16 protein-coding genes are annotated in these 14,246 nt (G+C 63.8%); 8 read left to right on the top strand and 8 right to left on the bottom strand.

The window, feature by feature from the left end:
- Window positions 1–23: 23 nt before the first annotated feature.
- The 5 genes from NRG23_RS13770 to NRG23_RS13750 form a co-directional block, all read right to left on the bottom strand.
- Window positions 24–1,046, bottom strand: a complete 1,023-nt coding sequence (locus NRG23_RS13770; protein WP_009047132.1) for an SIS domain-containing protein — start codon at window positions 1,044–1,046, stop codon at window positions 24–26.
- Complete coding sequence (nagA, locus tag NRG23_RS13765) at window positions 1,027–2,133, bottom strand: N-acetylglucosamine-6-phosphate deacetylase (RefSeq protein WP_016702726.1); 1,107 nt, start codon at window positions 2,131–2,133, stop codon at window positions 1,027–1,029. Before nagA ends, NRG23_RS13770 begins: the two co-directional genes overlap by 20 nt.
- A 57-nt stretch (window positions 2,134–2,190) precedes the next feature.
- On the bottom strand, window positions 2,191–2,922 hold the full coding sequence (locus tag NRG23_RS13760; RefSeq protein WP_016702727.1) for a GntR family transcriptional regulator: 732 nt from the start codon (window positions 2,920–2,922) through the stop codon (window positions 2,191–2,193).
- Between the two features lie 295 nt (window positions 2,923–3,217).
- Window positions 3,218–3,721 (bottom strand): murein L,D-transpeptidase family protein, encoded by a 504-nt coding sequence (locus NRG23_RS13755; protein WP_009047135.1) that lies wholly within the window; start codon window positions 3,719–3,721, stop codon window positions 3,218–3,220.
- A 48-nt stretch (window positions 3,722–3,769) separates the two neighbouring features.
- On the bottom strand, window positions 3,770–4,321 hold the full coding sequence (locus NRG23_RS13750) for an NUDIX hydrolase (RefSeq protein ID WP_009042316.1): 552 nt from the start codon (window positions 4,319–4,321) through the stop codon (window positions 3,770–3,772).
- A 147-nt stretch (window positions 4,322–4,468) separates the two neighbouring features.
- Between NRG23_RS13750 and NRG23_RS13745 the strand changes: the two genes are divergently transcribed.
- From NRG23_RS13745 to purT, 5 genes are all read left to right on the top strand, one after another.
- Window positions 4,469–5,068, top strand: coding sequence for a CoA pyrophosphatase (locus NRG23_RS13745; protein WP_009047136.1), 600 nt, complete (start codon window positions 4,469–4,471; stop codon window positions 5,066–5,068).
- A gap of 66 nt (window positions 5,069–5,134) precedes the next feature.
- Window positions 5,135–5,656 carry a gamma carbonic anhydrase family protein gene (locus NRG23_RS13740; protein WP_257374798.1) on the top strand — a complete coding sequence of 174 codons (522 nt, stop codon included), beginning with the start codon at window positions 5,135–5,137 and terminating at the stop codon, window positions 5,654–5,656.
- Window positions 5,656–5,868, top strand: coding sequence for a DUF1289 domain-containing protein (locus NRG23_RS13735; RefSeq protein WP_016702729.1), 213 nt, complete (start codon window positions 5,656–5,658; stop codon window positions 5,866–5,868). The genes NRG23_RS13740 and NRG23_RS13735 overlap by 1 nt, the downstream gene beginning before the upstream one ends.
- A 129-nt stretch (window positions 5,869–5,997) precedes the next feature.
- Entirely contained in the window at window positions 5,998–6,465 is a 468-nt protein-coding gene (locus NRG23_RS13730) for a VUT family protein (protein WP_016702731.1), read from the top strand.
- 103 nt (window positions 6,466–6,568) lie between these two features.
- Window positions 6,569–7,750, top strand: coding sequence for a formate-dependent phosphoribosylglycinamide formyltransferase (gene purT / locus NRG23_RS13725; RefSeq protein WP_009047140.1), 1,182 nt, complete (start codon window positions 6,569–6,571; stop codon window positions 7,748–7,750).
- 76 nt (window positions 7,751–7,826) lie between these two features.
- On the opposite strand, the gene NRG23_RS13720 is transcribed toward purT, so the two are convergent.
- From NRG23_RS13720 to NRG23_RS13710, 3 genes are all read right to left on the bottom strand, one after another.
- Window positions 7,827–9,143 carry an MFS transporter gene (locus tag NRG23_RS13720; protein WP_257374795.1) on the bottom strand — a complete coding sequence of 439 codons (1,317 nt, stop codon included), beginning with the start codon at window positions 9,141–9,143 and terminating at the stop codon, window positions 7,827–7,829.
- 394 nt (window positions 9,144–9,537) lie between these two features.
- Window positions 9,538–10,776 carry a transporter associated domain-containing protein gene (locus tag NRG23_RS13715; protein ID WP_038630673.1) on the bottom strand — a complete coding sequence of 413 codons (1,239 nt, stop codon included), beginning with the start codon at window positions 10,774–10,776 and terminating at the stop codon, window positions 9,538–9,540.
- A gap of 12 nt (window positions 10,777–10,788) precedes the next feature.
- The gene (locus NRG23_RS13710) at window positions 10,789–11,601 is read right to left on the bottom strand and encodes an inner membrane protein YpjD (RefSeq protein WP_007927682.1); all 813 of its coding nucleotides are present in this window, start codon (window positions 11,599–11,601) and stop codon (window positions 10,789–10,791) included.
- A gap of 197 nt (window positions 11,602–11,798) precedes the next feature.
- Between NRG23_RS13710 and ffh the strand changes: the two genes are divergently transcribed.
- From ffh to rimM, 3 genes are all read left to right on the top strand, one after another.
- Window positions 11,799–13,175 (top strand): signal recognition particle protein, encoded by a 1,377-nt coding sequence (ffh, locus tag NRG23_RS13705; protein ID WP_007927681.1) that lies wholly within the window; start codon window positions 11,799–11,801, stop codon window positions 13,173–13,175.
- Between the two features lie 248 nt (window positions 13,176–13,423).
- Window positions 13,424–13,675: a 30S ribosomal protein S16 gene (rpsP, locus tag NRG23_RS13700; protein WP_007927680.1), complete on the top strand. Its 252-nt coding sequence runs from the start codon at window positions 13,424–13,426 to the stop codon at window positions 13,673–13,675.
- Window positions 13,676–13,680: 5 nt separating this feature from the next.
- Window positions 13,681–14,217 (top strand): ribosome maturation factor RimM, encoded by a 537-nt coding sequence (gene rimM, locus NRG23_RS13695; RefSeq protein ID WP_007927679.1) that lies wholly within the window; start codon window positions 13,681–13,683, stop codon window positions 14,215–14,217.
- Window positions 14,218–14,246 lie beyond the last annotated feature (29 nt).

Below are 14,246 nucleotides of genomic sequence, written 5' to 3'. Positions count from 1 at the left end.
TACTCATCCGTTGAAGGAAAGGCTCAGTGGGTGCGGGTCACTTTGCTCAGGTGTCGTGGCTGGTCCGGGTCCATGCCGCGGGCCTCGGCAAGGCTTGCGGCCATGCCGTAGAAACTCTGGATCGCCAGGATCGGATCGAGCGCCGGGTGTTCGGCCCGGCTCAGGGTCAGGTCGCGCTCGGCGATGTCGTCCGGCGCCGCCAGCAGCACTCGGGCGCCACGCTGGCGCATGTCGGCGGCGAGGCTGATCAGGCCGGCCTGTTCCGCGCCCCGTGGGGCGAACACCAGCAGCGGGTAGTTGTCGCCGATCAGCGCCATCGGGCCGTGGCGAACTTCCGCGCTACTGAAGGCTTCGGCCTGGATCGCCGAGGTTTCCTTGAGTTTCAGCGCGGCTTCCTGGGCGATGGCGAAACCGGCGCCGCGGCCGATCACCATCAGCCGCTGGCTATCGCGCAGGGCCTCGACGGCCGGGCTCCAGTCCTGGATCGCGGCTTCGCGCAGTCCCTGGGGCAGGGCGAGGCCGGCTTCCAGCAATTGCGCGTCCTGTTTCCAGTGGGCGATCAGGCGGGCGCTGGCGCTGAGGGTGGCGATAAAGCTCTTGGTCGCCGCCACGCTGCGTTCGGCGCCGGCGTGCAGCGGCAGGCAGAACTCGCTGGCGGCTTCCAGCGGGCTGTCCTGGGCGTTGACCATGGCCACGCTCAAGGCCCCGCGTTTGCGCAGCAGCCGCATGCTGTTGACCAGGTCGGGGCTCTGTCCGGACTGGGAAAAGGCGAATGCCGCCTGGCCGCTGACCCGCAGTGGCGCCTGTTGCATGGTCACCACCGACATCGGCAAGGACGCGACCGGGAAGCCCAGCTGCTGCATGGTCAGGTAGGCGAAGTAGCTGGCGGCATGGTCGGAGCTGCCGCGGGCGACGGTCATCACCACTTGCGGCGGCTGGCGGTTCAGGCGCCCGGCCACTTCGATCAGTTGCGGGTCCAGGTGCTGCAACTGGCCTTCGACGGCCGCGGCAGAGGACAGCGCCTCTTCAAGCATTTTTGAAGTCAATGTCTTCTCCTTCGACCATGACGGCGGTCAGTGTGAGTGAGCGATCCAGGCACACGCAGTCGGCCCAGCTGCCGACCTGCAAACGCCCGCGTTCGGCCAGGCCGAGATAATCGGCGGGAAACTGTGACAAGCGTTGCGAAGCTTCGGCCAGGGGCAGGCCGATCTTCACCAGGTTGCGCAAGGCCTGGTCCATGGTCAGGGTGCTGCCGGCCAGGGTGCCGTCCGGCAGGCGCACGCCGCCCAGGCATTTGGTCACGGTGTGGCTGCCGAGCTTGTATTCGCCATCCGGCATGCCGGCGGCCGCGGTGGAGTCGGTCACGCAGTACAGGCAGGGGATCGAGCGCAGGGCCACGCGCATGGCGCCGGGATGCACGTGCAGCAGGTCGGGGATCAGTTCCGCGTACTGGGCGTGGGCCAGGGCGGCGCCGACTATGCCCGGCTCGCGGTGATGCAGCGGGCTCATGGCGTTATACAGGTGGGTGAAGCTGGTGGCCCCGGCGTCGAGCGCGGCCACGCCTTCCTCGTAGCTGCCCAGGGTGTGGCCGATCTGCATGCGGATGCCGCGGGCGCTGAGGGCGCGGATCAGCGCGTCATGGCCGGCGATTTCCGGGGCGATGGTGATCACCCGGATCGGCGCCAGGCGCAGATAGGCCTCGACTTCGGCCATCAGCGCGGTATGGGCGAAATTGGGCTGGGCACCGAGCTTGCCTGGATTGATATACGGACCTTCCAGGTGCACGCCGAGCACCCGGGCGCTGCCGCTGGGGCGCTGCTCGCAATATTCGCCGATGGCGCCCAGGACCCGGGTGATCTCCTCGGTCGGCGCGGTCATGGTGGTGGCCAGCAGCGAGGTGGTGCCAAAGCGTACGTGGGTGCGGGTGATGGTCTCGAACGCCGGGGCGCCTTCCATGATGTCCTTGCCTCCGCCGCCGTGCACATGCAGGTCGATGAAGCCCGGCAGCAGGTAGGGCAGGTCGTTGTCCGCGGGGTCGCAGGGGCTGCCTTCGATGCCGGTGACCTTGCCGTCCCGGTGGTTCAGGTGGCCGCGAATCCAGCCTTGCGGGGTGAGGATGTTGTATTCGGACATGGGCTGCTCTCTGGGACGGGTTCTTGGCGACTCAGCGGCCTGGCTCAGCGGCCTGGTTTAGCGACGCAGCTCGGCGACGAAGTCGTAGTAGTCGTTGCGGCAATAGGTGTCGGTGACTTCGATCGGGGTGTTGTCTTCGAGGTAGCCGACACGGGTCATCAGCAGCATCGCGGTGCCGGGGGCGATGCCCACCAGGGCGGCGAACTCGGCGGAGGCGTTGATCGCCTGGATGTGCTGCAGGGCTCGGACCACCGGGCGGCCGATGCCATCGAGGTAGGCGTAGAGCGAATCGCCGATGGCGTCCGGCTGGGCAATGATCGAGGCCGGCAGGGTGCTCATTTCGATCGCCATCACCGTGTCGTCGGCTTTGCGCAGGCGCTTGAGGCGCGCCACCTTGTCGTTCGGCGACAGGCCGAGGCGGATCAGTTCTTCGTGGGTCGGCGTGGTGATTTCCCGCTCCAGCCATTGGGAGCCGGGGACGAAGCCCTTGAGGCGGAGCATTTCGCTGAAGCCGGACAGCCGCGACAACGGTTGTTCCAGGCGTGGGGTGATGAAGGTGCCGGAGCCCTGGCTGCGACGGATCAGGCCTTGTTCGAACAGCACTTCCAGGGCCTTGCGCGCGGTGACGCGGGAGATGTTGAGCATCTCGCTCAGGTTGCGTTCCGAGGGCAGGGCCTGTTCGGCTTTCCACTGGCCGGCATGGATCGCGGCTTCAAGGTTGCGCGCCAGTTGCAGGTACAGCGGGGTCGGCTGGGTATCGTCGGGGCGCAGGGCCAGGATGTGGTTCATCTGTCGAGGTTCCGATGCGTTATTGGTTTGTTGTCGCCCGGTAATGTGGCGAAAACTAATACCACTTAAATACCATGTCAACGCCAGTACTACGGCGATGGCGCGCGAGAACGGGAGCTTTATGGGGGTTGGCGGGCTTGGTTTGGGAAAGTGGTATTAGGGCGGTCTGGCCATGAATGCGAAAATCGCAGGGGCGGCGGTTCTTCGAGGGGGAATTGGTATTCACCTTTCGAAGCCGGCGCGGCCTGCGATTTTTTTTGTAACTGAGGTGTTTTAGCGGCGTTTCAGCGAGGAATCAGGGGCGGATTTCGATCATCGTGCCGTCCGGGACCAGGCCCCAGACTTCGCGCATGTCGACGTTGCGCATGGCAATGCAGCCATCGGTCCAGTCCAGGGTGTGGAAGTACTGCTCGGGGTAGTCTTCGCTGTCCGGGGTGCCGTGGATCATGATCATGCCGCCGGGCTCCACGCCCTCGCGGCGCGAACGCGCGGAATCGCTGATGTTCGGGTAGGAAATATGCATGGCCAGGTTGAAGCGGTCGCTGGTCTTGCGCCAGTCCAGCCAGTAGAAGCCTTCCGGCGTGCGCTTGTCGCCTTCCATGAGCTTCGGCCCCTTGGGCTGTTTGCCCAGGGAAATGCGGTAGGTCTTGAAGGGTTTGCCGTCGTTGATCAGTTGCAACTGATGGGCCGACTTGAGGACCAGGACTTTCTCGATGACCTTGCCGTCCAGGGTATCCGTCGCGGAGGCGTGGGAGACAGCGATAACCGAGCAGCAGAAAAGAGCGAGCAACCAGCGCATTGAAACGATATCCCTAAGAGTACACAGGTGCCGCGTACGTTTTGTTGTTTAAGTGAGGGCCGGCTGAGCCAGGGGCGGAATGGACTCGGAACGCACGGGGTATTGCTCGTTCCGCCGGTCAGCGAAGAAACATTCTAAGGTACGTCCGACCGTGCGAAAAGCCAGCTCGGACCAGGGAATGTCGGCTTCTTCGAAAAGCCGGACTTCCAGGCTCTCTTCGCCGGCGGCGAAATCCAGGTCCGCCAGCTCGGCGCGGAAGAAGACATGCACCTGGCTGATGTGCGGGACGTCGATCAGGGTATAGATGCTCAGGTTGCGGACCCGGGCGCAGGCTTCCTCGAACGTCTCGCGAATCGCCGCCTGTTCGACGGTCTCGCCGTTCTCCATGAAACCGGCCGGCAGCGTCCAGTAACCACGGCGCGGCTCGATCGCGCGCCGGCACAGCAGCACCTGGGTGCCCCAGGTCGGCAGGCAGCCGGCGACTATGTTCGGGTTCTGGTAATGGATGGTCTGGCAGTTGTCGCAGACAAAACGCAGGCGCGAATCGCCTTCGGGAATACGCTGGGTGACCGGGTGACCGCACTGGCTGCAGAATTTCATGCTGGGTATCCGAAAAGGCTGCGCCTATCTTGGCGCGCACGGGGCTTTGTCGGCAAGTTGTCGTTACGCGACATGACGCGGTTCGGGGGTTGGGCGGTCGGTTTGTTTGGTGCATGATGCAAGGTAGTCGACAGATCGAGAAGACTCATGCTGGACGAGCTACTGCACCGGGTAAGCAACCATACGCCGCGACCGCTGGAGACGGATCGACGTTTCCCCGAGGCCGCCGTGCTGGTGCCCATTACCCGCAGTGACGAGCCTGAGCTGGTGCTGACCCTGCGTGCCAAAGGATTGTCCACCCACGGCGGCGAAGTGGCCTTCCCCGGCGGCCGCCGCGACCCGGAAGATCCCGACCTGGTTTTTACCGCCCTGCGCGAAGCCGAAGAGGAAATCGGCCTGCCCCCGGGGCTGGTGGAAGTGATCGGCCCTTTGAGCCCGCTGATTTCCCTGCACGGGATCAAGGTCACGCCTTATGTCGGGGTGATTCCCGATTATGTCGAGTACCTGGCCAATGACGCCGAGATCGCCGCGGTATTCAGCGTGCCGCTGGAGTTTTTCCGCCAGGACCCGCGCGAACATACCCACCGCATCGATTATCAGGGCCGCAGCTGGTATGTGCCGAGCTACCGCTTCGGCGAGTACAAGATCTGGGGCCTGACAGCGATCATGATCGTCGAGCTGATCAACCTGCTGTATGACGCCAAGATCAGCCTGCACCAACCGCCCAAAAGCTTTATCAATATTTGAAGCCATCGCTCGTATGGCCTGAACCCTGCTGTGTACCTGAACCTGCCTGGCCTTGAGGACAACAATATGAAATACCGCCTGGGCGACGCCCGCGTCGAAACCCACCCGCAAAGCTGGGTCGCACCCAATGCCACGCTGGTGGGCAAGGTCAAGCTGGAGGAGGGGGCCAACGTCTGGTTCAACGCGGTGCTGCGTGGCGACAACGAGCTGATCCTGATCGGCAGGAACAGCAACGTGCAGGATGGCACGGTGATGCACACCGACATGGGCTTTCCGCTGACCATCGGTACCGGCGTGACCATTGGCCATAACGCCATGCTGCATGGCTGCACCGTCGGCGACTACAGCCTGATCGGCATCAACGCGGTGATTCTCAACGGCGCGAAGATCGGCAAGAATTGCATCATCGGCGCCAATTCGCTGATCGGCGAAGGCAAGGAAATCCTCGACGGTTCGCTGGTGATGGGCTCGCCGGGCAAGGTGGTCCGCGAGCTGACCGAGCAACAGAAGAAAATGCTCGAAGCCAGCGCCGCGCACTATGTGCATAATTCCCAGCGTTACGCCCGCGACCTGGCCGAGCAAGAATAATGACCACCCCCGAAAAACCCGTTCCCTCGCCCTGCGTGAGCATCTGCGCGCTGGACGATGACGATATCTGCACTGGCTGCCAGCGCACGGTGAGCGAGATCACCCGCTGGAGCCGCATGGACAACGCCGAGCGCCGCGAGGTGCTGGCGCTGTGTCATGAGCGCGCCAAGTCCAGCGGGCTGCTGTGGATGATCGGCACCCAGTCCGGCTAAACGGCTGTCGCGAGCAGCCTCGCCCCAGCCGGAGCGAGCCTGCCCGCGGTATCGGCGCCAGCTCCCGTCTGGTCCATCCCACCCACCTGAAGTACCCTGTGTGCCTTACTGACAGGTACTTTTCGCCCCATGCTCTTCCTGATCGCCTATATCGGCAGTGTCGTGCTGATCAACTACGCCTTTTCCACCGCTCCGCACCTGGACATCATCTGGTCGGCCTGGGGCGGGCTGGTGTTCGTCCTGCGGGACATGGTGCAGACCCGCTTCGGCCATGGCGCGCTCGTCGCCATGCTGGTGGCGCTGGTGCTGTCCTACGTGACCTCCGACCCGGCCATCGCCCTGGCCAGCGCCACGGCGTTCGCGGTCTCCGAGTGCATCGACTGGCTGGTGTTCAGCATCACCAAGCGCCCGCTGCACGACCGCCTGTGGATAAGTTCGGCGTTGAGCATTCCCCTGGACACCTTTATCTTTTTCGGACTGATCGACGCCTTGACCCCGGGCGTGATCCTCACGGCGCTGGGGTCGAAGTTCGCTGGCGTGACCGTGGTCTGGCTGGCCATGGCCTGGCGTGTGCGCAAGGCGGCGTGCGCCAGCTGAGGCCAAAGCGCGCGGTTCATGTAAAATGCCGCGCTTTCTTCCCCATGGGCCGCCCGCCTGGTGCGCGACCCCCGATGATCCGCTCCTTTTTGAGGACCTTCAGATGACCCGTATCGGAACTCCATTGTCGCCAACCGCGACCCGCGTTTTGCTGTGTGGCTGTGGTGAGTTGGGCAAGGAAGTGGTGATCGAGCTGCAACGCCTGGGCGTTGAGGTGATTGCCGTGGATCGCTACGCCAATGCGCCGGCGATGCAGGTCGCCCATCGCAGCCATGTGATCAACATGCTCGACGGTGCCGCGCTGCGGGCGGTGATCGAGGCGGAGAAGCCGCACTTCATCGTGCCGGAGATCGAAGCCATCGCCACCGCCACCCTGGTGGAGCTGGAGTCCGAAGGGTTCACCGTGATCCCGACCGCCCGTGCCGCCCAGCTGACCATGAACCGCGAAGGCATCCGTCGCCTGGCCGCCGAAGAGCTGGACCTGCCGACCTCGCCTTACCACTTCGCCGATACCTTCGAAGACTACCGCAAGGCGGTGGACGACCTGGGCTTCCCCTGCGTGGTCAAGCCGGTGATGAGTTCCTCGGGCAAGGGCCAGAGCCTGCTGCGCAGTGTCGACGACGTGCAGAAGGCCTGGGACTACGCCCAGGAAGGCGGGCGCGCCGGCAAGGGCCGGGTGATCATCGAGGGTTTCATCGATTTCGATTACGAAATCACCCTGCTGACCGTGCGCCATGTCGGCGGCACCACCTTCTGCGCGCCGGTCGGCCACCGCCAGGAGAAGGGCGACTACCAGGAATCCTGGCAGCCCCAGGCCATGAGCCCGAAAGCCCTGGCCGAGTCCGAGCGCGTGGCCAAGGCGGTGACCGAGGCCCTGGGTGGCCGTGGCCTGTTCGGCGTCGAACTGTTCGTCAAGGGTGATCAGGTCTGGTTCAGCGAAGTGTCGCCGCGTCCCCATGACACCGGCCTGGTGACCCTGATTTCCCAGGACCTGTCGCAGTTCGCCCTGCATGCGCGGGCGATCCTCGGCCTGCCGATCCCGTTGATCCGTCAGTTCGGCCCGTCGGCTTCGGCGGTGATCCTGGTGGAAGGCCAGTCGACCCAGACCGCTTTCGCCAACCTGGGCGCGGCCCTGAGCGAGCCGGACACGGCCCTGCGCCTGTTCGGCAAGCCTGAAGTCAACGGCCAGCGCCGCATGGGCGTGGCCCTGGCGCGCGACGAGTCGATCGAGGCCGCCCGGGCCAAGGCGACCCGCGCTTCCCAGGCGGTCGTAGTCGAGCTGTAAAAGCATCGCGAGCAAGCTCGCTCCTACAGGTTCGGCGCAGCCCTTGTAGGAGCGAGCTTGCTCGCGAAGCGATCTTTCAATCGACCTGGTTCAGGTCGTTATTGCGCGTTTCCTTCAGGCACAGCACAGCGATCAGGCTGAGCACCGCTGCCGCCGACACATAGCTGCCGACCCAGCTCAAGCCCCCCATCGCCACCAGCTTCTGGGCGAAGAAGGGGGCCGCCGAGGCGCCGACAATGCCGCCCAGGTTATAGGCCGCCGACGCGCCGGTATAACGCACGTGGGTCGGGAACAGCTCGGGCAGCAGGGCGCCCATCGGGGCGAAGGTCACGCCCATCAGGAACAGCTCGATGCACAGGAACAGCGCCACGCCCCAGGTCGAGCCCTGGGTCAGCAGCGGTTCCATGGTGAAGCCGGAGAGAATCGCCAGCAGGCCGCCGATGATCAGCACCGGTTTGCGTCCATAACGATCGCTGGCCCAGGCCGACAGCGGCGTGGCCGCGGCCATGAACAACACCGCGAAGCACAGCAGGCCGAGGAAGGTTTCGCGGCTGTAGCCAAGGGTCGCGACGCCGTAGCTCAGCGAGAACACCGTCGAGATGTAAAACAGCGCGTAACACACCACCATCGCCGAAGCACCCAGCAATACCGGCAGCCAGTACTGGCTGAACAGCTCGACCAGCGGCATCTTGACCCGTTCCTGGCGGGCGATGGCGTTGGCGAATACCGGGGTTTCGTGGAGTTTCAGGCGCACATACAGGCCGACCAGCACCAGCGCGGCGCTGAGCAGGAACGGGATCCGCCAGCCCCAGGAGCGGAACTGTTCGTCGCTCAGGCTCATGGCCAGGGTCAGGAACAGGCCGTTGGCCGCGAGAAAGCCGATCGATGGCCCCAGTTGCGGGAACATGCCGAACCAGGCGCGTTTGCCTTTGGGCGCGTTTTCCGTGGCGAGCAGCGCGGCTCCGCCCCATTCGCCGCCTAGCCCCAGGCCCTGGCCGAAACGCAGCAGGCACAGCAGGATCGGGGCCCAGGCGCCAATGCTGTCATAGCCGGGCAGCACGCCGATCAGCGTGGTGCACACGCCCATCAGCAGCAGCGATGCCACCAGGGTCGACTTGCGGCCGATCCGGTCGCCGAAGTGGCCGAACAGCGCCGAACCCAGGGGGCGGGCGAGGAACGCGATGCCGAAGGTCAGGAAGGCCGAGAGCATCTGCGCGGTGCCGGACGTCTGCGGGAAGAATACCGGGCCGATCACCAGCGCGGCGGCGGTGGCGTACACGTAGAAGTCGTAGAACTCGATGGCGGTGCCGATAAAGCTGGCGGTGGCCACGCGGCTGGCGGAGTTGGTCGGCTGGGCGGGCACGGAGGCGCTGTAAGTGGTGCTGGTCGTCATGCGGTTATCCCTGACAGTCATGTGCTCCATCGGAGCGAATTATTATGGTCGAACACCCAGGGATGTGGGTTTGGCGCGGGCGTGGCTCGGGGTGGGAGCGCAGCCTGCCAGAAGCGGGCAGAGCAGGGCAGAAGCCGCTGGGTGCGGGTAGCACGCGGGTGCTGCGGGGCTTGGGTAAGCGGATCGATTATAGGAAGGCCCCTAACGATTCAACAAGCAGGACTTGTCCCTGTAGCCCTGTAGCCGCTGCCGAGCCTGCGAGGCTGCGATCGGCGGCACAGCCGTCGTAAAACCAGGCGGCGCGGTATTTCAGGCGGATTGTTGTATCCCGGTTAGCGCCCGCTTCGTCGGAATGCCGCCCAGATCGATCGCAGCCTCGCAGGCTCGGCAGCGGCTACAGGGACGAGGGAGCACCTGGCTTGGTGTGCCAGATCAGCACGCGGCTGACCCGGTTGTCCTCGGTCTCGAGGATTTCCAGGCGGTAGCGGCCGATTTTCAGGCAGACGGCGCTGTCGGGAATGGTCTCCAGCGCTTCGGTGACCAGGCCGTTGAGGGTTTTCGGGCCGTCGCTGGGCAGGTGCCAGCCCAGGCTCTTGTTCAGCTCGCGAATCGAGGCAGCGCCTTCGATGACAAAGCGTCCGTCGGCCTGGGGATGGATATGCGGGTTGTCGAGGCTGTGTTCGCTTTCGAATTCGCCGACGATTTCTTCGAGGATGTCTTCCAGGGTAACGATGCCCAGCACTTCGCCGTACTCGTCCACCACCATGCCCAGGCGGCGCTGCTGCTTGTGGAAGTTCAGCAGTTGCAGCTGCAGCGGGGTGCTTTCCGGCACGAAGTAAGGTTCGTGGCAGGCCGCCAGCAGGGCCTCTTTGGTCAGGCTGGCATCCGGTAGCAGGTGGCGGATCTGGCGGGTGTTGAGAACCGCCTCGACCTGGTTGATGTCGCTGTGGAACACCGGCAGGCGGGTGCGTTTGGACAGGCGCAGCTGCTCGATGATCTCGCCGATGGGCTCGTCCAGGTTGATCCCGGCGACTTCGCTGCGCGGCACCAGGATGTCATTGACGGTGATGTTGTCCAGGGCATGGATGCCCGACACCGGGTGCGGGCGGCCGTTGGCATGTTCCTCGGCGTCGTCCGGGTCGGCGGCCTGCTCGTCTTCGCTCTGCTTGACGGCGCCGGCCTTGCGGCTGAAGGGGCGCAGCAACAGCTGGCTGATGCTGTCGAGCAGCCAGGCCGCGGGGTAGATGATCTTCAGCGGCACGCCCAGCAGGGTGTTGCCCAGGCTGAGGATGGCGTCCGGATAACGGGTAGCCAGGGTGCGCGGGAGGTAGTCGGCGAGTACCAGCAACACGCTGGTGGCGATCAGGCAGGCCAGCCACGGGCCGTTTTCCGCCCACTGCAGGAGCGCCAGCAAGGTGCTGATGATGACCGCCAGCACCCGGCACAGGGTGTTGCAGAGAATCAGGCTGTCGCGCGGGAAGCTCAGGCGCGCCAGCGGTTTGTCGCCGGAGCGCGAAGCAGTGCGCAGGGTCAGCAGGTGTTGCTGGGCGGCTTCGATGGCGGTGAACAGCCCCGACCACAGCACCAGCAAGGCCAGGACCACGAGCATCGGCTCTATGGGCAGGTTGTCCATTATCGCCGCTCGTCAGATATGCAGGATGTATTCACGGACCAGCTTGCTGCCGAAGTACGCCAGCATCAGCAGGCAGAAGCCGGCCAGGGTCCAGCGAATCGCCTTGTGTCCGCGCCAGCCGAGGCGGTTGCGGCCCCACAGCAGCACGCTGAACACCACCCAGGCCAGGCACGCCAGCAGGGTCTTGTGCACCAGGTGCTGGGCGAACAGGTTCTCGACGAACAGCCAGCCGGAGATCAGCGACAGCGACAGCAGGGTCCAGCCGGCCCAGAGGAAGCCGAACAGCAGGCTTTCCATGGTCTGCAGCGGCGGAAAGTTCTTGATCAGCCCGGACGGGTGCTTGTGCTTGAGCTGGTGGTCCTGCACCAGCAGCAACAGGGCCTGGAACACGGCGATGGTGAACATGCCGTAGGCAAGGATCGACAGCAGGATATGGGCGAGGATGCCCGGTTCTTCGTCGATCACCGGCACCGTGCCGGTGGGCACGAACTGCGCCAGCAGCACGGTCAGCGCCCCCAGCGGAAACAGCAGGACCAGCAGGTTCTCCACCGGAATGCGCGAGCAGGCCAGCAGGGTCAGGGCAATCACCGCGGCGGCGATCAGGCTGGCGGCGCTGAAGAAGTCCAGTCCCAGGCCCACGGGTGTCATCAGGTGGGTCAGGAGGCTGGCGCTGTGGGCGAGCAGGGCAAGGATGCCGAGCGAGACCAGCAGGCGCTTGTTCGTCTTGGCGGCTTGAGCCAGACGAGTGCCTTGATAGAGGGTCGCAGCGGCATAGAGACAGGCGGCGGCGAGGGTGGTTAGCAAGCTGGGTGACAAGGGGAGCATAAATCCTGTTAGGCAAGCCCGAAAGTCGTTGAGTTTGGCATAGAACCGCCACCACACGAAAGACCGCGCAACCAGACGGCGGCTGTGCGTCGCGCGCAGTCTTCGCTATAATCCGCGACCTGCCCACGGAGCACCCTTTATATAAGGGGCCCGAGCCGCCATTACCTCGGTCTACTTAGGGCCTGAAAGGATCGCGCATGTTTGAAAACCTAACCGACCGTCTCTCGCAGACGCTGCGCCATGTCACCGGCAAGGCCAAGCTGACCGAGGACAACATCAAAGACACCCTGCGCGAAGTGCGCATGGCGTTGCTCGAAGCCGACGTCGCCCTGCCGGTGGTCAAGGACTTCGTCAACTCGGTGAAGGAACGTGCCGTCGGCACTGAAGTGTCGCGCAGCCTGACTCCGGGCCAGGCGTTCGTGAAGATCGTCCAGGCCGAGCTCGAAAGCCTGATGGGCGCGGCCAACGAAGATTTGAACCTGAGCGCCGTGCCGCCTGCCGTCGTGCTGATGGCCGGTTTGCAGGGCGCCGGTAAGACCACCACCGCCGGCAAGCTTGCGCGCTTCCTTAAAGAGCGCAAGAAGAAGAGCGTGATGGTGGTGTCCGCCGACGTGTACCGTCCGGCGGCGATCAAGCAGCTCGAAACCCTGGCCAATGACATTGGCGTGACCTTCTTCCCGTCCGACCTGAGCCAGAAGCCGGTCGCGATCGCCGAAGCGGCTATTAAAGAAGCCAAGCTCAAGTTCATCGACGTGGTCATCGTCGACACCGCCGGTCGTCTGCACATCGACGCCGACATGATGGACGAGATCCAGGCGTTGCACGCGGCGGTCAAGCCGGTGGAAACCCTGTTCGTGGTCGACGCCATGACCGGCCAGGACGCCGCCAACACGGCCAAGGCCTTTGGCGACGCGCTGCCACTGACCGGTGTGATCCTGACCAAGGTCGACGGCGATGCCCGTGGCGGTGCTGCGCTGTCGGTGCGTGCGATCACCGGCAAGCCGATCAAGTTCATCGGTATGGGCGAGAAGAGCGAAGCGCTCGAGCCGTTCCACCCTGAGCGTATCGCTTCGCGCATCCTCGGCATGGGCGACGTGCTCAGCCTGATCGAGCAGGCCGAACAGACCCTCGACAAGGAAAAAGCCGACAAGCTGGCGAAGAAGCTGAAAAAAGGCAAAGGCTTCGACCTCGAAGACTTCCGCGATCAGCTGCAACAGATGAAGAACATGGGCGGCCTCGGTGGCCTGATGGACAAGCTGCCGAATATCGGTGGCGTGAACCTGGCGCAAATGGGCAATGCCCAGGGCGCGGCCGAGAAGCAGTTCAAGCAGATGGAAGCCATCATCAACTCCATGACCCCGGCCGAGCGCCGCGACCCTGAGCTGATCAGCGGTTCGCGCAAGCGTCGGATCGCCATGGGCTCCGGCACCCAGGTGCAGGACATCGGTCGCTTGATCAAGCAGCACAAGCAGATGCAGAAGATGATGAAGAAATTCTCCGCCAAGGGCGGAATGGCGAAAATGATGCGCGGCATGGGCGGAATGTTGCCCGGCGGCGGCATGCCGAAGATCTGAAGAATCCACGCCGGCAGCCATGCCGGCGTTTCCCGCGGGGACGCGGGACCTCCAGCAAACCCGCGCTTGGCGGGAGCTGACTCGCCGTTGTTGCCAACGGCCCTATAGCAAATCTGGATGGCAGCCGGTAGGCGCCGGAAAAAGTCATTTGCAAAAGTCCGGATATTCCTTAGAATATGCGGCCTTTCGGGCACCCATGCCCGCTGTGCATTTAGATTTGCAGCACCGACTACAGGAACGATGTTCACATGCTAACAATCCGTCTTGCCCTTGGCGGCTCCAAAAAGCGCCCGTTTTACCACTTGACCGTGACCGACAGCCGCAACCCACGCGACGGTTCGCACAAAGAACAAGTTGGCTTCTTCAACCCGATCGCTCGTGGTCAAGAAGTCCGCCTGTCCGTGAACCAAGAGCGCGTAGCCTACTGGCTGAGCGTTGGTGCACAACCGTCTGAGCGCGTTGCTCAGCTGTTGAAGGAATCGGCTAAGGCTGCAGCCTGAACCCTATGAACGCGACGCCTGCTCCTGCTGATGATTTGATCGTTATCGGCAAAATCTACTCTGTTCACGGCGTTCGCGGCGAAGTGAAGGTTTATTCCTTTACTGATCCGATAAAAAACCTGTTGGATTACAAAACCTGGACGCTCAAGCGCGAAGGTAGCGTGAAACAGGTTGAGCTGGTCAGCGGACGCGGGAATGAAAAATTCCTGGTCGCAAAGCTCAAGGGTCTCGATGATCGTGAAGAAGCGCGTCTTCTGGCCGGTTATGAGATCTGCGTGCCGCGCAACCTGTTCCCTGAACTGACCGACGGCGAGTACTACTGGTACCAGCTGCAAGGTCTCAAGGTCATCGACACTCACGGACAACTGTTCGGGAAGATCGATCACCTGCTGGAGACCGGCTCGAACGATGTAATGGTGGTCAAGCCTTGCGCTGGCAGCCTGGATGATCGCGAACGCCTGTTGCCCTATACCGAGCAATGCGTGTTGGCCGTCGACCTGGCAGCGGGCGAGATGAAGGTGGATTGGGACGCGGACTTCTGAACGTGGCTAGCCTGCGCGTAGAAGTGATC

Source organism: Pseudomonas sp. T8 (assembly GCF_024610635.1).
GTDB lineage: Bacteria > Pseudomonadota > Gammaproteobacteria > Pseudomonadales > Pseudomonadaceae > Aquipseudomonas > Aquipseudomonas chlororaphis_I.
The sequence above is the reverse complement of the archived record's forward strand: the minus strand, read 5'-3'. Positions and strand labels throughout refer to the sequence as shown.